The sequence below is a fragment of the Aphanizomenon sp. CS-733/32 genome, from assembly GCF_028330045.1.
GTDB classification, from domain to species: domain Bacteria; phylum Cyanobacteriota; class Cyanobacteriia; order Cyanobacteriales; family Nostocaceae; genus Dolichospermum; species Dolichospermum gracile.
Genome location: NZ_JAQMSE010000088.1, coordinates 1 through 17,607 on the forward strand (window position 1 = coordinate 1; position 17,607 = coordinate 17,607).

15 protein-coding genes are annotated in these 17,607 nt (G+C 38.9%); 8 read left to right on the forward strand and 7 right to left on the reverse strand.

From position 1 onward, the window contains the following. The 3 genes from PN471_RS06840 to PN471_RS06850 all read right to left on the reverse strand — a co-directional run. On the reverse strand, positions 1-1,422 hold a 1,422-nt coding region (locus PN471_RS06840), incomplete at its 3' end, for a DUF4347 domain-containing protein (protein ID WP_271776201.1). A 5-nt stretch (positions 1,423-1,427) separates the two neighbouring features. Next, the gene (locus PN471_RS06845) at positions 1,428-1,694 is read right to left on the reverse strand and encodes a DUF4347 domain-containing protein (protein ID WP_271776202.1); all 267 of its coding nucleotides are present in this window, start codon (positions 1,692-1,694) and stop codon (positions 1,428-1,430) included. A 468-nt stretch (positions 1,695-2,162) separates the two neighbouring features. Next, complete coding sequence (locus tag PN471_RS06850) at positions 2,163-2,612, reverse strand: CAAD domain-containing protein (protein ID WP_271776203.1); 450 nt, start codon at positions 2,610-2,612, stop codon at positions 2,163-2,165. 587 nt (positions 2,613-3,199) lie between these two features. Between PN471_RS06850 and pcrA the strand changes: the two genes are divergently transcribed. From pcrA to PN471_RS06885, 7 genes are all read left to right on the forward strand, one after another. Beyond that, a complete protein-coding gene (pcrA, locus tag PN471_RS06855) occupies positions 3,200-5,527 on the forward strand; it encodes a DNA helicase PcrA (protein ID WP_271776204.1) in 2,328 nt (775 codons plus the stop codon). Between the two features lie 492 nt (positions 5,528-6,019). Continuing rightward, complete coding sequence (hpsA, locus tag PN471_RS06860) at positions 6,020-10,702, forward strand: hormogonium polysaccharide biosynthesis protein HpsA (protein ID WP_271776205.1); 4,683 nt, start codon at positions 6,020-6,022, stop codon at positions 10,700-10,702. 246 nt (positions 10,703-10,948) lie between these two features. Then, positions 10,949-11,698: a hormogonium polysaccharide secretion pseudopilin HpsB gene (gene hpsB / locus PN471_RS06865; RefSeq protein WP_271776206.1), complete on the forward strand. Its 750-nt coding sequence runs from the start codon at positions 10,949-10,951 to the stop codon at positions 11,696-11,698. 169 nt (positions 11,699-11,867) lie between these two features. Next, complete coding sequence (hpsC, locus tag PN471_RS06870; protein WP_271776207.1) at positions 11,868-12,938, forward strand: hormogonium polysaccharide secretion pseudopilin HpsC; 1,071 nt, start codon at positions 11,868-11,870, stop codon at positions 12,936-12,938. A gap of 235 nt (positions 12,939-13,173) precedes the next feature. Further along, on the forward strand, positions 13,174-13,758 hold the full coding sequence (locus tag PN471_RS06875) for a pilus assembly FimT family protein (RefSeq protein WP_271776208.1): 585 nt from the start codon (positions 13,174-13,176) through the stop codon (positions 13,756-13,758). A 189-nt stretch (positions 13,759-13,947) separates the two neighbouring features. Further along, on the forward strand, positions 13,948-14,154 hold the full coding sequence (locus tag PN471_RS06880) for a hypothetical protein (RefSeq protein ID WP_168466200.1): 207 nt from the start codon (positions 13,948-13,950) through the stop codon (positions 14,152-14,154). A gap of 4 nt (positions 14,155-14,158) precedes the next feature. Next, positions 14,159-14,545, forward strand: a complete 387-nt coding sequence (locus PN471_RS06885) for a PIN domain-containing protein (RefSeq protein ID WP_271776209.1) — start codon at positions 14,159-14,161, stop codon at positions 14,543-14,545. Positions 14,546-14,552: 7 nt separating this feature from the next. Here PN471_RS06885 and PN471_RS06890 read toward each other — a convergent pair whose 3' ends face one another. The 4 genes from PN471_RS06890 to PN471_RS06905 form a co-directional block, all read right to left on the reverse strand. Then, entirely contained in the window at positions 14,553-14,969 is a 417-nt protein-coding gene (locus PN471_RS06890; protein ID WP_271776213.1) for an AAA-like domain-containing protein, read from the reverse strand. Between the two features lie 148 nt (positions 14,970-15,117). Continuing rightward, on the reverse strand, positions 15,118-15,300 hold the full coding sequence (locus tag PN471_RS06895) for an AAA-like domain-containing protein (protein ID WP_271776210.1): 183 nt from the start codon (positions 15,298-15,300) through the stop codon (positions 15,118-15,120). A gap of 54 nt (positions 15,301-15,354) precedes the next feature. After that, on the reverse strand, positions 15,355-15,540 hold the full coding sequence (locus PN471_RS06900; protein WP_271776211.1) for a hypothetical protein: 186 nt from the start codon (positions 15,538-15,540) through the stop codon (positions 15,355-15,357). Beyond that, positions 15,524-15,784, reverse strand: a complete 261-nt coding sequence (locus PN471_RS06905) for a hypothetical protein (protein ID WP_271776212.1) — start codon at positions 15,782-15,784, stop codon at positions 15,524-15,526. Before PN471_RS06905 ends, PN471_RS06900 begins: the two co-directional genes overlap by 17 nt. Positions 15,785-16,091: 307 nt before the next feature. Between PN471_RS06905 and metK the strand changes: the two genes are divergently transcribed. Next, complete coding sequence (metK, locus tag PN471_RS06910) at positions 16,092-17,333, forward strand: methionine adenosyltransferase (protein WP_193899234.1); 1,242 nt, start codon at positions 16,092-16,094, stop codon at positions 17,331-17,333. The last annotated feature ends 274 nt before the right edge of the window (positions 17,334-17,607 follow it).

Here is a 17,607-nt window from a genome sequence, read left to right on the forward strand (position 1 = left end):
AGTTAAAGCTTCCGCCGAATTTAATCCCCAATTTCCCTCAGAAGAAACCCAATTCCAGTTAATATCTAAATTCCAGATATGCAGATAGTTTCCAGAAACGTTTTTCCAAAGAACTTGATTATCTCCATTAACGGTTTCTGCTGCTAAAGTTTGCCATCTTGAACCGTAGATATCTTGGGAGATTTGTTGTCCACCATTTTTGATAGCGGTTGGGGTGTTTGTTCCGATTTGGGTAAAGTATTTGTTTGTTGAATCTTTGACTAATTTAGTATTACCTACTGATTCAATTGAGGTGTATAGGTTAGTAAATTCACTCACATCAATAATCTTTAAGCCACCTTCACTATCAGCAACATAAGCGTAGTTGCCTACTACTTGCACACGCCAAGCATAGCCAGAAGTATTATAATTGCTCTTGAGTGTGGGGGTTGTGGGGTTGCTAATGTCTATGATTCGTAGTCCTGAATCATGATCAGCCACATAAGCGTAGTTGCCTACCACTTGCACACCTGTAGCAGTGCCAGAAGTGTTATAATTGCCCTTGAGAGTGGGAGCTAAAGGGTTATTGATGTCGATGATTTGCAATCCTGAACCATTATCAGCAACATAAGCGTAGTTACCTACTACTTGTACACTTTCAGCAGTGCCAGAAGTGTTATAAGTGCCTTTAAGGATCGGAATTGTGGGGTCGCTAATATCTATGATTTCCAGTCCTGAACTAGAGACAGCAACATAAGCGTAGCTACCCACTATTTGCACACCATAAGGCTGTCCACTAGTATAATAAGTTCCTTTGAGGATGGGGATTGTGGGGTTGCTAATATCTATGATTTGCAGTCCTAAGTATCCATTGGCAACATAAGCGTAGTTGCCTACTATTTGTATACCATAAGCATCGCCACTGATGTTATAAGTGCCTTTGAGGATTGGAGTTGTAGAGTTAGTAATATCTATAATTTGCAGTTTTGAATAAGGTGTTACATAAGCGTAATTGCCTACTATTTGTACACCATGATTACTACCAGTGGTATTATAAATACCTTTGAGGATGGGAGTTGTAGGGTTGCTAATATCTATGATTTGCAGTCCTGAATCATCAGCAACATAAGCATAGTTACCTACTATTTGTACACCATTAGCATTGCCAGATGTATTATACTCTCCGACTAATGTGGGTGCAAATATTCCTTTATAGGTGTTGAGGGTGTCTGCATGAAAAACAAGAGAAGTCCCATTATTTTCAGGAATATTCACCTCTAATTCCCAATTTCCCCCTAATGCTGCATTGCCAGTTTTTGTTGTGGAGGCGCTAATGGTGGCGTTGGTGATTTGATGTAAATTGTGAATAAATTCTCCCCCAGCATCCCCCGCAGCGACGTTACAGCCATAGAGTAAGATGTTCTCGCTTTGCCAATGCGGCAATAATTCTATTGACTAATATTATCTAAATTCAGTTGACTATTGCCTAAATACAAGCATCCCGGTGAACCGTGGGAAAGGATATGAATGGTGGTGATGTGGGGATGTTGTTGTAAAATTTGGCTAATTTGCTCAATCCCGTCTTGATTTGGGGAAATAATAACTGATTTTACGCCCTCGATAATTCCTGCTTGGAGGGTGTGATAGTCGGAAACGGAGGCATCAATAAAGACAACAGTTGTCGCGGTTTGACTGAGAAAAGAGTTGTTGAACATATTTTTTTTCTTTGTACTTGGTAACTAAGCTTTCATACCCGCCCGGAACTTCAGTTCCGGTCTAATAGCTAAAGTGCGTTGAAACGCACTGTAATAACATCGAAATCAAAAATTATCCTATTTCTCGAATAAATACCGCCAAAATAGTCGGTTTTAACCGACTTGAGCTATTAGACAGGGAATTAATTCCCTGGCTGGGAGGTACTTGACACTGTTGAGCAGTGCTAAACCTCTACAAATTCTTATCCAAACAGGTTAAATATGTATATGATGGTAAGATGTGTTATTTATAAACACAACCGTGATCTTTAAGTTATAAATAATCTTTTTGTGACATATGCTTAGGTTCACATATGTGACATACTCTAAATTCACAAAAAAACAACGAACTCTTGGCTTTGTAAAAAAGAAAAAAGATACCCGACTCTTTAAAGAAATCGGGTATCTAAAATGATCTAAATTTGTTAGTTAAGATTTAGAAGTGTGCTTACCCACAACTTGGGATTTGAGGGTGTTAATTTCTCCAGATAACTCCTGTCTGCTAGAAGCTTTGAGTAAATAGCGATAAACAAACCACACAGAATAACCAATACCAATTAATTCAAATGTAGGTGCTACCAAAGGAACATCATTAAGAGCGTCTAATACAGCCAATAGTACCTTAACTGTGACTACTGCTGTCACAACTAAACCAATACTAACGATGGGCTGCTGATATTGACCAAAGAATTTACCTACATAGTCTGGTAATGTCCCCAAAAAACCAGAAATTTGTTGTCCGTATTTCAGCCATTGTTCTTGGGACTGCATAGGGGGTTGAAGTTTGGTCAAATTACCGGTTTGAGTGTTAATTTCGGGTATGGTTGTTTCTTTAGACTGGGTTTCTTTAAATTCTGGTTCTTGCATTTTTGTTTCCATGATTTTGAAAGTTGAGTTTCTTACCTAGATATTTACAACCAAAAGGCTGTTAATCGGCACTTTCCCTCACTAATCAGAGTGAGAGATTAGAGATTATTGGTTTATCTTACATCTAGAGTTATTCACAAGTATGATAAAACTTTACACAAAATCCAGTAACATGAAGTTGCTAGTTATAGAACAGGCAAGGATAAAACTAAATAGGGTTTGCTGAAAAAGTGTTTTCGTGAAGGGAGGTGACAGGTGCTACGCCACGGGGACAGGTGACAGTTTCATCTATCTGTCATCCCCAAACTTTTAAGTTTATTAGAGGTAAAATCCTCCGTTTTGGTACTACCTCCCTCAAAAACCTTGCACCTATTTTCCTTTTTATCAACCTCAAACCTTTGATTTATTTACGTTTTACGTTTTTTCAGCAAGCCCTAAATAACCCAACACTATATCAAATTTTCTGAAAGTTTAGCAATTTAAGTAAATTTTTATCATTTTTGCCCCATTATGCTGCTTTTGTTTGATTCTTTGTACTGAGTTTGACGTTGACAGAATAACCTGATAACAAATTGTCCTTTTCATCATTGTTATAGTTTATGACCACAAATATTGATTTTCTGACTCACCTTAATTCTAGCCAACGTCAAGCCGTCGAACACTACTGCGGACCCTTGTTGGTCGTTGCTGGTGCTGGTTCCGGGAAAACCCGGGCGCTGACTTACCGCATTGCTAATTTAATTATTAAACATCGTGTTAATCCTGAAAATATCCTCGCGGTGACATTTACCAATAAAGCTGCTAGGGAAATGAAGGAAAGAATTCAAAGGATATTTACTGAACAATTAGCAATATCACAACATGGTAAGAAGTTTGATTTGCTGACAGAATATGAACAAAGCTTACTAAAAACACAGGTTTACCGCACTACTATTAAAGATATGTGGTGTGGAACTTTTCACAGTTTATTCTCGCGGATTCTGCGCTGGGATATCGAAAAGTATCAAGATGAAAAAGGTAGAAAATGGAATAAAAACTTTTCCATCTTTGATGAATCTGATGTCCAAAGTGTGATTAAAGAAATAGTTACTAAAGATTTAAATTTAGATAGTAAAAAATTTGAACCTAAATCTATTCGCTACGCTATTAGTAACGCCAAAAATCAAGGACTTTCTCCCCAACAATTTGAAAGTGAACAACCAGACTATCGGGGTAGAGTTATTACTGATGTTTATAATCGCTACCAGGATAAACTTGCCCAAAATAACGCTTTAGATTTTGATGATTTAATTTTAATTCCTACCCGATTATTTCAACAAAACGAGCAAGTTTTAGCTTATTGGCATCAAAAATTTTGTCATATTCTGGTTGATGAATATCAAGACACCAACCGAACTCAATATGATCTAATTCAGCTTTTGGTGACAAATGGAGAAACCCGTAAAAGTGAATGGAAATGGCAAAATCGGTCTGTGTTTGTGGTTGGTGATGCTGACCAGTCAATTTATAGTTTTAGAATGGCGGATTTTACCATTTTGCTAGAATTTCAGGAAAATTTTGGCGATGGTTTAGCAGATGATGATACTCGTTCTATGGTAAAATTAGAAGAAAATTATCGCTCATGCGAAAATATTCTCGAAGCTGCTAATGAATTAATTGAAAATAACACTCAACGGATTGATAAAATCCTCAAAGCCACAAGAGAACCAGGGGAAGAAATTTATTGTCATAAAGCTGATGAAGAAATGGCAGAAGCAGCTTTTGTGATTAACCAAATTAGAAATTTAGAGCATCAAAACCCGGAATTAAATTGGGGTAATTTTGCAATTTTATATCGAACAAATGCTCAATCTCGACCTTTTGAAGAATTATTAGTAAAATATCAAATTCCTTATACAGTTGTGGGAGGTATGAAGTTTTACGATCGCAAAGAAATTAAAGATGCTGTGGCATATTTAAGGGCGATTAATAACCCAGCGGATACTGTCAGTTTATTACGAGTTATCAACACACCTCGGCGGGGAATTGGTAAATCTACTATTGATGCTTTGGTGAATGCTTCCCAGCAGTTAGGAACAACATTATGGGAAATATTAAGTGATGAAACATCTGTAAATACTTTAGCAGGACGTTCGGCCAAAGCTGTGAATAATTTTGCCGCCATGATTCAAAATCGTCAAGAACAAATCAAAGTTGTTCCCGGTTCGGAAATTTTACAAGGGATTTTAGAGGATTCTGGCTATATTAAGGAATTGCAAGATCAGGCTACAGATGAAGCTGATAATAGAATTAGTAATATCAATGAATTATACAATGCTATGCTGCAATTTCAAGAAGAAAATGCTGGAGAAGATATTTCTTTACAGGCATTTTTGCAAAGTGCGGCTTTGAGTTCTGATTTAGATAATTTAAAAGAGGGACAAACGGCGGTTTCTTTAATGACCTTACACGCTTCTAAAGGGTTAGAGTTTCCTGTTGTCTTTTTGGTGGGATTAGAACAGGGACTTTTTCCGGGTTATCGTTCTTTACAAGATCCTTCATTGTTAGAAGAGGAACGGCGTTTGTGTTATGTAGGCATTACCCGCGCTCAAGAACGGTTGTTTTTATCCCATGCCAGAGAAAGACGTTTATATGGGTCCAGAGAACCGGCAATGCGATCGCAATTTCTCGATGAAATACCCACAGAATTATTAACTACCCAAAATAAAGCTACCCGTAGTTCGACTAAAACCACCTCTGCAAGCACTAGTAAACAAAGCACTTCCAGAATTTGGCAAGTAGGTGATAAAGTATTACATAAGTCCTTTGGACTTGGTGAAATTACTCACGTATTTGGAGAAGGAAATAAGGTTTCTGTAGCAATCAAATTCACTAGTTTAGGACAAAAAATCGTAGACCCCAGAGTAGCACAATTACAAAAAGTCTAATTTATTAATATAAGTTGCTATAGGACCCTTGCTGATTAAGGGTATGAATTTTAGTCTCACGCAAAGGCGAGGCAGCGCGGTCTTGGGGGTTTCCCCCATGAGCGACTGCCGTAGCAAAGACGCACTGAGGTTTGAGTTTTAAAGGTTCAATTTGGAAATTTCATACCTCGATTCAGCAACGCCGATTTTTGATTAGTCCACGCAGGTGGACTTTGCTTGTGTAGATGCGGTTTCTAACCGCCGATTTGACTGTGTATATCTTTATTTTGACAAGTGATATTTTTCTATAAAAAGTGGGTAGTATAAAAGTGCTGTCTTCAGAGTTTGGTTGTCAACAATGTCATAACCGAAATACTCACACACAATCACTCTCAGCATATTTCAGGTTACTAACGACCTCTATATAAAGTTCTGCCCTAAATTTGGCAGTCAGAATTATTTGTAATCATAACCAGAAAATATTCACTCCAATTACTTGACAAAGAAGCAACTATGTCTCGAAAACGTCAGCCATTAAAAAAAATTACCAGCATCTCTACGAGATTTATCCGGCGGTTTTTAGCAACCACAAAAAGACAAATTATTTGGTTATTAAGAACTGTTTTTGGGACTCAAAAACAACAGCAAAGCGCCAACGCAGGTTTCGTATTGCCAACAGTGGCAATGGTATCTATAGTCGTAGTTTTATTAACCACTGCTATCATGTTTCGTTCCTTTGATCGAGCGAAAATCGCTAGTAACGTCCGCGTCAATCAAGTAGCCATGAATTCTGCTGCTCCGGCGATTGACAGAGCCAGAGCAAAATTAAAGAAACTATTTGATGATAACCGACTAGCAAGAGCCACACCCACCGAAGCAGGATTAGATGGGGTTTTAGTCACATACAAAGATGAATACACCTTTGGTGATGAAAAAAATCTGACAATCAACTGCATTGATCCTAGTATTAGTAATGGTTTAAATGCTGGGGTTTGTGCTAGTACTGCCGGCAAAGAATTAAAAACAGCATGGCAATTCCCAGTTGATACTGATAATAATGGTAAGTTCGATAGCTACACCTTGTACGGGATTTATTATGAAAATCCAGACTTGAATAGCACTAACACTCAATATAAAGTCAAAAGAAATCCCATCCAAGCTAGAACCACACCGATGACTTTTACCAGTATAGGTGGTAACTGTGGTGCGAGTAAAGTGACTAGCGCTAGTTTGGTTGGTGTCAATGGTTGGTTTAAAGGCAATAAATCATTAAGATTGGTGAAGGCATTTTTCGTCTACACTGTTACAGTTCCCATCACCTCTACTACTACCATTCCTAGCGGGACTAGCAGTAACTATGAAGTCAAAACTGGCAATAGAAGTTTCTCAGCCCTAGAGTATGAACAAGATAAAGTTCAACAATCTCTAATTAACAATGCCGTAGTTTATCAAGACGACTTAGGCTTAACTCCTGGCGTTGATTTTCGACTGAATGGGCGCATTTTTACCAATGCCAACTTCCTTACCGGTTCAGGTTCAGCCAATATTAGGATATATCAAGTCAGTAGTCCAAATTCCTGTTTTTACGAGGCTGACAATGCCAAAATCACCGTAGGCGGAAATATAAGTAATGGAGGATTTACAGGAGGAGTCACTCGTTATACTAGTTTTGATTTATTCCCAGGTAAAGGTAATACTCCTAGTTCTTCTTCTACTCCTTCCACAGTCATCTCTCTTAATGGTAATCAATCAGTTACAGACTCATCAACTGATGTTGCCTACAATAATCTAGCTTATACACAGCGCGTAAATCGCTTAGTCGCCGCCCAAATAGCAGCTTATCCTAATAACACTGATGGAACTGGAGCAATTCAAACAAGTGATCCATCGGAAGTTCAACAAGGTATTCAACAACGAAAGAATGCAAGTGGTTTATCTAGCTATACAGACGCTCAGATAGCACAATACCGTTCAGAACAGCTACAGCTTTACTTTCAAAAACGGACTCGCCGAGTTCCTTTCAAGGAAGTAGCTTTTGATGGGGATGCTTTGGGTAGTTATGCCTCTACAAGTCCACTACAAGGTAGTGGCGATTCACTCCGCCCTATAGATGCCTGGAGTTATCCAACAAGCCCCACTGATGGTAAAACTGGTACGAGTTATACAGGACTAACATTGAATACTAGTGGTACTGGCCTGATCCCAAGTGCCACAGAGCCAACACTGCTTTTGAAAAACGCCAAAGAAAAATACTTAGGAGATAGAATCCAGATTGGTCATAATTTACCTCAATTATGGTGGAAGGCTTCTGAATCGAAGTTTGTTGGGCCAGAACCCTCGGATACTCAAAGCATTAGTGGTATCAATTGGACAGAGCCTACTTCCCCCGCTGAAAATCGCTATCGCCTTTCCCAGATTCAGACCCTAGCTGATGTCGGCTCTACGGATAGAGATGGAGATTGGGAACTAGACGCGGCAAAAGTACCAGAGAATCCTCAAGATCCTGTCGGTGGGTTACGGGTAATTACGGGGGCGGGGATTTATTTGCGTAGTGGCGATACAGCAGCAACTACAAGTTTTACTGGCGCATCTACGACAGTTTGGTCGGACATGATGCCTATACCTAACAGTGTTATATCTGCCAAGACAACACAGAGACCTTATTCAATGTATGATAATGGTCTAGCATTTACAATCCCTACACCTAGTGCCGATACTCCTTTTCTAAAAATGCGGGCAACGGCGGTTTATCACTACAAACAAACCGGTTATAGTCAGACAGCCCCCACTCCGATCGCCTGTGTTAGTAGTTTTTATGATCCTACAAACAGTACCACAGCAAGGAATTCCAGTTCGTTGGCTGCTGCAACTAATTGGACTCCTCCGACTGGTTTTGGTGGAGGTGGTACTGGTGGTTTATCCAATAATGGCATAGTTTATGGACCACCAACGAAAAGTGTTACTGATTATCAGAACCTTTTGACTTATCAATCCACATTAAGATATGCGAATGGGCGCTCTATAGATGATGGACTTTTAGCCGGGGCTTTAGCAAAAACAGCAGCCAACCGGACTCTTTCAGAACGCTCTGCTATTGATGCGGCTATTTGCGCTTTGCAAATTTTAGATGGTAGTATCTCACCTTCAGATACGGTGATTCCTCATGGGGCAATTTTTGAAACTGCGTTTTTAGATGGCAGACAAGTTAAAGCCGTACACTCAGATGATACAACTACAACGGCTGATGAAAGGTTTGTGAACGTTGATAGTGGTGCAAATCCAAGTACAAACTATGATCTTCCACTACAAGATAGACAGCCTATAGAAATTCGTGCCACTGTATTAGACTTGGGTAAATTAAGAAAAACCATTGGCGGAACAACACCCTCACAGGAATACTTAATTCCCAATAGTGGCATTATCTACGCTACCCGCGACGATGCCTTAGTAGATAAAACTTCAAGTAATACCGATAAAACAGCAAATAAGCTAGAAAGTTCAGTGGACTACAAACTCGATCCTACTCGTCGTCCTAATGCCATTATCCTCGCAAATGGGTCAAACATCTCGCGGGAAACAGATTATCGAGACGCTGAGAAAGGTTTGATTGTCGCTACTAATTTACCTGCATATATTAAAGGTGACTTTAATCTCCATAGTGGTGAAGAATTTACCGCTGCACTAAATGATACCTGGAGCAACTTTTATACAAGGAGTACCCTTAATTCCAACTTCGCTTGTCGTCCTAAAGATCTAAGATTGAGCGTTAATGGTGTTGATCAATGTCCTACTGGTGATACATGGCGAACTGCGGCTGTGATTTCCGATGCCATGACATTACTATCTAATAACTATCGGTTTGGCTTCCGCAATGAAGGAGATTATGACTGGAATAATAACTCCAGTAATCCGGCTTCACTTCGCTCTTTTCCCCCTGCTAGTGGCATTAACACTAATGGCACTAACACTAATTTCCAATTCAACACTTACGCTCCGAAGACTCCTAGTTTTAGTGGTACTTCAACTAATGGATTCGAGAGTCAATTCAACACTTCTACCACCAGTGATTGTAGTGCGGTCAGCGGTAATTGTAGTGGTTATTATGGCTGGCGTGTTGGCGACCTTGATTCAGGTGTTTCTGGTAATCAGGGTAGTTCCTATTTGTTTAATTTTGTCACCCCTGTGGTCAGACAAATACGAATAAGAGACGCTAAAGATTATGGGTATGAAGTTTGTGACACTGACACATATACCGACTGTAATAGTCCTACTGGCGATCCTAAACATTGGGTAATGACTAACGTCGCTTATAACGGTAGCGGTAGTGGACAGAGTAACTGGGGAACTGGGGGGCAAGATATTGTAGGACAACCAGTTAATTCTATTAAAACTGGTACAATGGGCAACCCCCCCGCTAATGGCTGGGATAATCCAAATTTTCTGAGAAGAGTTGCTTTTAGACGAAATCCTAGTACTGGTGCGTTAGTTACTCCTCTTAGAGTTTATGGAACAAATAGTTCAGGACAAATAGGGCTTTTTGACCCAGCAAGTACAAGTAGTATGAATAGTATGGCGGTAGCAGGTGGTACTGATGATAGGTTGATTCCTGCTTTACAACTTGATAGTAACGGTCAATGGAAACCTGTTTTATGGAACGCTATATCGAATTTTGGTGTTTCCACAAATGAAAACAATGCTTCCCCGTGGTTGCAATCGGCTACAAGCACCACTTACAATATCATTATCGCCGCTGGTGATACTCCTGCCCGGACGACAGAAGATAATGGTGGTTTGCATAATTATGTCCGTTTTGCCGAGATATGGTCAGGTGTTAATGCCAAGATCAGTGGTAGTTTTATGCAACTAAGAAAGAGTTCCTATGCCACAGCCCCATTTGCAACAAGTTTAACAACTGCTGACACCAGTCTAAACTACGCTACGAATAATGGAGGTAACAAATTACCCTTCTATCAACCGCCAATAAGATTATGGGGTTATGATGTCGGCATACTTTCTCAGTCACCAGACCGGTTTTCCCAAAAATTAGTTGTACCAGTAGGTGATTTACCCAATGAATATTTCCGAGAAGTGGGTAGAGATGATCCTTGGGTGCAGAATTTGTTATGTGCTAAGGACGATGCTAACACCTCCTATGTAATTGACCAAAATCAACGCCCGAGTATCTGTCAATCTTAGTCTGCATGGTGTAGGGGTAAAGCAAAGGCGAATGGAATTCACGGCTACACAAACAAAGTCCGCCTGCGCGGACTAAGGAAAAATCAAGGATTGAAACCCACGCAGGTGGGTTTTGCCTGTGTAGACGCGGTTTCTAACCGCCCGTTTTACGTTAGGTTGACATCATTAAGCACTGCTAAACTCCTACCTAGAGGATTAAATAATTAAGCCATTTTGAGTATATAAATAAGGATTTGGTGATTAACAATGGTGCAACTTACAGGGAAACGGAATATTAATCAAGATGCTGGTTTTACTATTATTGAGTCGTTAGTTGCTATGATTGTGGCTTCTGCCTTAATGTTGGCGATCGCACCAGTTTTGATTCTAGCTACAGCAACTCGTGTTCAGTCTCGCAGGGTAGAATTAGGTTCAAAAGCTGCAACGTCATTTATTGATGCGGTCAGGTCTGGAAGAATAGCCACACAATCAACGGATGGTACAACCGAATATATAACTACAGTTAAGGAGATTGATTCCACTGCATCTTCATCTTCATCTAGAAGCATTACAAATAGCACCAAAATCAATGACTATTTGATTAGCAGTACGAATATGTCCGTTCCTACAACAGCAACAACTCTATATTGTGTTCAAAGTGATGGGATTATTCTGACACCTGATTGTTCTAGTGACTCTGATCAAAAGAATTTGTTTTACATTCAAGCGGGTCGAGTCCTTGTTAGTGATCCTACTCCTACTCCTGATACTAGTAATGATAAGGGCTATCGTTTAGCGGTGAGAGTATATCGCCAAGATATTGATTTCACGAAACCTGTTTTAGCCAATACAGGTACTACGAAGAATACACAAGGAGTTGTTACCGCTGGTTCAGGGAATAAACAAGCGCCGATTCTAGAAATGGCTGCTGATGTAGCTAATGCTAATACAAGTTTTAAGGCTTTATGTAACCGCTTGGGTTTTAAAGCTGGTTCTGATACTAAACCTTGTAACTAAAAACGAGTAGGTGCGTCAGATAGGGGAAACCTGTTTTTTGTTAGATTATCGGGTCTGACGCACCCTACAAAGGTAAGTCCTATTTTTACGCTTTGAGTAGGAAAGATGCCTGCATTAACTATTTTAATTAAATTGAGATGATCAAATTTACCAAAGGTGAAACTGGAATATGCTTAAACCAATTAATTTCTTGCTTAAAGGATGGATGAAATTTTCTAGGGTAGCAAACCGAGATTATGGTTTTACCCTCATGGAACTGTTAATAGGCTTGGTAATGGCATTTTTAGTCTTGACACCATTGTTTGGACTAATGGTAAGCGTTATGAATACAGACAAAAGGGAGCAAGCTAAGACGAGTTCTGAGCAAGAATTACAAATAGCAATGGATTTCATTACTCGTGATTTACAACAAGCTGTTTATATCTATGATTACAATGGTGTTACTAGAAATTACAGTGCCACAGCCGCAAATAGTGGGATTAAGGATTCTTTGCGTACAGTAACAAATGGAGTCCCTATACTGGTTTTCTGGAAGCGAGAATTAGTCTCAAATGTCATTTCTACGGACGCAGGGACAAAAGATGATGCTTTTGTTTATTCCTTAGTTGCGTACTATTTGATTAAGGATAGTAGTACAACTTGGTCTAAAGCGGCTCGGATTGCTAGATGGCAAATTAAAGATGGTGTTCGCAGTATCAGTAACAGTACGGGGACGACTTGTACTGGTTCTTATGATACAAGTCTTAAATTTGTTGATACTGCTAATTGTCCTGATGGTGGTTTTGTGCCATTTAACCTAGACAGATCAACGGGTGATATAACTCAGAAAATGAATCAATGGCGATCGCCTGATACCACCAATTATCCCAACTTAACAACAAGTTATACGGATACTCCCCAGGTGCTAGTTGACTATATTGATCAAACTGTGCCACCAGCAACTCCCACTATAAATAGTCCCAGTATAACAATATCAACAGCATCATGCCCTGCTGATGCTAACCAACTAGGTGTTACCATAACACCAATATCCAGTACAACAATGACCAGTTTTTATGTCTGTGTTAGTAATTATATTAATCAAGGGCAAGTAATTTCTACAGCACAGATTGTTATCCGGGGTAATGCTTTAGCTCGTATCCAATCAAACAGCATAGATTACACTGACAAAAAGCAACAAACTTATTTTCCTACAGTTAGTGCCATTGTTCAAGCTCGTGGTTTCTTATACACTCAATAAATAAAATATAGGAATCCGGTTTGATTCTGTGAATTTACTTGTGTGGTCAGGGAACAGGGAACTCTTAACTGGGAACACCTGAGTTCGGTGTTAGGAGTTCGGATCTCAGAGTTATGATTTTTTCAACGAGATCATCAGGGTTTGAGACTCATATTTGGGGCAGTTTTCCAAAAATTATCTTATATCGAACTCAGGTAAATAGGAGTCCTATAGTTTCAATTATTAGGAATAAATAATGGCTACTAATTATAAAATTGCAAATTTACAGATCAAGTTATTACAGCATCATCGTCAAAGATATATTGGTCTAGACGCTGGTTTTAGCTTGATAGAAATGATAGTAGTGTTTTTGATGATTGGTGTTTTATCAGCGATCGCAGCACCAAGCTGGTTAGGGTTTATCAACGTTCACCACTTAAATATTGCCCAAGATCAAGTTTATCGAGCCATGCGTGAAGCTCAAAGCCAAGCCAAAAAGGAAAAGTTGACCTACCACGCTAGTTTCCGAGAACAAAATAATATTCTCCAATGGGCAGTTCATGCGGCTACAATTGACCCATCTAATGCTCAATGGAATGACTTAGATGCTAGTGTGAAGTTAGATGATGATGATGATGAATCAACATTACAGGTATCTAATGGTGTAAGAAGAGTCCCATTTGATCATCTTGGGACAGTGAAACCGCCATTTGGTAGAATTACCCTATCCAGTAAATCTGGTGGTAAAGCCAAGCGTTGTGTTTTCATTTCCACCATACTAGGCGCAATGCGAACTGCTAAGGAAAATCCTACACCTGATAGCGGTAAGTATTGTTATTGATGCAGCCAGATGCAGCCAGATCCCCGACTTCTCTAAGAGGATGTTTGAAAAGTTTTTAATGTATAAACTTATATATATTTGCTCTAACCCAAAAGCGGCGGGAATGCAAGAAGGCTTTTTGAATAACGGGAAGCTTTCAACTGGGAGATTGTGCTATAATCTGCCAGTGATTAAAGTGTTAGAGATTTTATGATAACGTTGCAAGAAATTATTAATTCACTGGCCAGTTTATCAAAAGAAGATCAAGATTTTCTATTTGAAATACTCCGCAAAAGAAGAGAAGAGGAAACTAAGCAAGTTATAATTCATTCATTACGAGGGAAGTATTCTAATCTGGCGACAAGTAGCGATGATTTTGCAAGTAAGAAACAGATAGAGATTGCTTTGGAAAATTAGCAAGATGAATATTATTTTAGATGCTTGTGCTTTAATTGCTTTTTTCAGAAATGAGTTAGGGGCAGAAATTGTAGAAAACTACTTGTCTGATAATCAATATATTTGCATGATTCATGGCATTAATTTATGTGAAGTTTATTATGATTTTCTGCGAACGGGAGGAGATACAATTGCAGATGCTCTTATTGAAGATGTGCAATATTTAGGGCTGGTTATTCGAGATGATTTGACAGTCAGTTTTTGGCGACAGGTAGGAGGTTATAAGGCAAGTATCAGAAGAATTTCTCTAGCAGATTGTTTTGCATTAACTCTGGCTAATCGAGAAAGTGGTATTTTAGTTACTTCAGATCGTAAGGAGTTTGAACCTGTTGTTCCTCTTAATATTTGTTAAATTAATTTTATTCGTTAGGACTTGTGCCAGGTATCGAATTGATATAAACTTTAATTAATTCCTTAACTTGTAATTGATTAAATTCTCCTAATTCAACAGAAAATCCCACATTAAAAGGTGAAGAATTAATGTCAAAATTAATAGCATAAACCTCTTGAGAATGAGCAATTATAATGTGTAGCTTTTGCCAAATATCACTATTTTTACCTTTCTCATTCCAGGATCTTAACAGCTTAAAAAATTCACCAGCAATTTGCGGATAAGAAAATATTTCGTCAATATCATCTAATCCTAATACTATTGGTTGATTAATTTGAATTAAAATATAATCACTAAAATATTTAGTACAATTTTGTTGATTGGGTAAAAACTTTTTCCAATATTTCTCTAATTGGGGGCTGCTGAATAAACCTAGAACTGAGATATATCAAGAGTTTGAAGGTAAAGAAGGTGAAAGAAGTGCAAGGAATAAGGGTTGAAATTAGCAAAAACCTATCACTTTACCGGATTTAATACTATTCTTATCTTCTTCTAATTCTTCCTCCTGACTCCTGACTCCTGACTCCTGACTCCTAGCCCTCACAGACAACTTTTTCAGCAAGCCCTAATTGGACTTCTAAGTTTAATTCTTCACTGACAAAAGCACAAAACCATTGTAAAGATGTGCTAACATCAGTTAATATTTCTGGACTCCATAAATCAATAGATACTTTTTGATAACCTTGTTTGACACCATGATTTAAAATTCGACTCATCAAAGATGTTTTCCCCATCTTTTTAGGGGCTTTAATTCTAATTAATGCTCCCGGTTATAAAATTGTCTGATAACAATTTGATTCAATATTAGAACGTTCAATATAAAAAGAAGAATTTAAAGAAACTTGACCATCAAAATTTTCTAACCTAATATCTTTTAAACTATCAGATACAGCCTGAAAATCTAAACTAGTCCTGATTTTTAAACTAGGAGTTAAATGTTCAGGAATATTCTCCATTATCTGCCATTAAAGCTAAACCCTGTTCTCCTGCACCATGCCCTGAAAAATGAATAATATCTGGTTTATGTTTTAATAGGGTACGACGTAGTTCTTCAATACCTACAGCTTCTTCAGAAACAACCTCAAATTGTTCACGGTTTTGGGAACGTTCGCAAGCACTTTTAATTTCCCTCACTTCCTCACTTACACGCAACGGTTTTGTGTTTGTGGGGTTAGCGGTCAAAATAAGAATTCTTTTCATCACCGTCGTTTTGTGAAGATATCACGAATACTGTGTATATGAAGTATTGTATCCTTTATAGTTACCAAAACCGTAACGGTGATCCAATCTCAGGTTACTGAGGACTTTTCTGGTAGATACTCTCAACAACAAGATCCCCGACTTCTTTGAGAAGTCGGGGATCTGAGTGCCTCTTGTTATACATATAAGCCTTTAAACACTGGGATAAAAGATACTTATTCCAAAAACTGTAAATATTGTTATGATTTCAGAAATTAGTAACTGATGTATCTCATCAGTGAAAACATTCTTTCAGGAGGAAATCCCTTTGTCTCGACGCTATTTATTTACTTCCGAGTCAGTTACAGAAGGTCATCCCGATAAAATTTGTGATCAAATTTCGGATACCATTATTGACGCGCTATTAGCAGAAGACCCTAATAGCCGTGTGGCAGCAGAAGTTGTAGTTAATACTGGTTTGGTGCTAATTACTGGAGAAATTACCACTAAAGCTCATGTTAATTACGTCAATCTTGCCCGTAAAAAAATTGCGGAAATTGGCTATACTGACGCTGATAATGGCTTTTCTGCGGATAGTGCCAGTGTTCTAATTGCCTTGGATGAACAATCAGCCGATATTGCTCAAGGTGTGAATATTGCTAAAGAGGCCAGAACTGAGGATAGTGAAGAGCTATTCGATAAAATTGGTGCCGGTGATCAAGGTATCATGTTTGGTTTCGCTTGTAACGAAACACCAGAACTTATGCCTTTACCTATCAGTTTAGCGCACCGCATTGCGCGAAGATTGGCAGGAGTTCGTAAGGCTGGTATTCTTCCTTATTTGCGTCCTGACGGTAAAACCCAAGTTACTGTGGTTTATGAAGATGGCAAACCTGTGGGTATTGACACCATCTTAATTTCCACCCAACATACAGCTACCATTGGTGATATTAGCGATGATGCTGGGGTACAGGCTAAGATTAAAGCTGACCTGTGGACAGAAGTAGTAGAACCTATATTTGGCGATATTACTGTGAAACCCAATGAGGCAACAAAGTTTCTGGTCAACCCCACCGGTAAGTTTGTGATTGGTGGACCACAAGGAGATTCCGGTTTAACAGGTCGGAAAATTATTGTTGATACCTACGGTGGTTATTCTCGACATGGTGGCGGGGCTTTTTCTGGAAAAGACCCCACTAAGGTAGACCGCTCTGCGGCTTATGCGGCTCGTTATGCAGCGAAAAATATTGTTGCGGCTGGGTTAGCAGAAAAATGTGAAGTGCAGCTAAGTTACGCCATTGGTGTAGCACGTCCTGTGAGTATCTTTGTTGATACTTTTGGTACAGGTAAGGTTGATGATGAAATTCTGTTGAACTTGGTCAAGGATAACTTTGAACTCCGGCCAGCGGGAATTATCCATGTGTTCAATTTACGTAACTTACCAAGCGAAAGAGGCGGACGTTTTTATCAGGACGTTGCAGCTTACGGTCATTTGGGAAGAACGGATTTGGATTTACCTTGGGAACACACTGATAAGGTGGATGTTTTAAAGAAAGCGGCCTTTGCTTAATCAGTTAGTTTAATGCCCAGACCCAATTTGAGGTTATAGACGGTTTAATTATCTATAGCCTCTTTTTTGGAGTTTCCTAAGTTAATAGGACTTACGCATTGACAACTTTTAGTGACGTACTCCACACACTCCCCTTCAGGTGAGTGTGGGCTTCTCAGTGACTCCTCTATGAGGACATTAACTGAGCTTTAAGACCGTGCGCCCCACGGTTCTTTGGTTTTGAGATTTGTTTTTTGTTTTGTAGGCTGCATTTCTGCATTTAATTGGACTACAC

Bases quoted from the DNA above. Each gene is read 5' to 3' on its own strand.
- hpsC (WP_271776207.1), top strand. From the start codon at position 11,868: ATGCTTAAACCAATTAATTTCTTGCTTAAAGGATGGATGAAATTTTCT.
- PN471_RS06895 (WP_271776210.1), bottom strand. From the start codon at position 15,300: ATGAGTCGAATTTTAAATCATGGTGTCAAACAAGGTTATCAAAAAGTA.
- hpsB (WP_271776206.1), top strand. From the start codon at position 10,949: ATGGTGCAACTTACAGGGAAACGGAATATTAATCAAGATGCTGGTTTT.
- pcrA (WP_271776204.1), top strand. From the start codon at position 3,200: ATGACCACAAATATTGATTTTCTGACTCACCTTAATTCTAGCCAACGT.
- PN471_RS06900 (WP_271776211.1), bottom strand. From the start codon at position 15,540: ATGGAGAATATTCCTGAACATTTAACTCCTAGTTTAAAAATCAGGACT.
- hpsA (WP_271776205.1), top strand. From the start codon at position 6,020: ATGTCTCGAAAACGTCAGCCATTAAAAAAAATTACCAGCATCTCTACG.
- PN471_RS06875 (WP_271776208.1), top strand. From the start codon at position 13,174: ATGGCTACTAATTATAAAATTGCAAATTTACAGATCAAGTTATTACAG.
- PN471_RS06850 (WP_271776203.1), bottom strand. From the start codon at position 2,612: ATGGAAACAAAAATGCAAGAACCAGAATTTAAAGAAACCCAGTCTAAA.
- PN471_RS06905 (WP_271776212.1), bottom strand. From the start codon at position 15,784: ATGAAAAGAATTCTTATTTTGACCGCTAACCCCACAAACACAAAACCG.
- PN471_RS06880 (WP_168466200.1), top strand. From the start codon at position 13,948: ATGATAACGTTGCAAGAAATTATTAATTCACTGGCCAGTTTATCAAAA.
- PN471_RS06845 (WP_271776202.1), bottom strand. From the start codon at position 1,694: ATGTTCAACAACTCTTTTCTCAGTCAAACCGCGACAACTGTTGTCTTT.
- PN471_RS06885 (WP_271776209.1), top strand. From the start codon at position 14,159: ATGAATATTATTTTAGATGCTTGTGCTTTAATTGCTTTTTTCAGAAAT.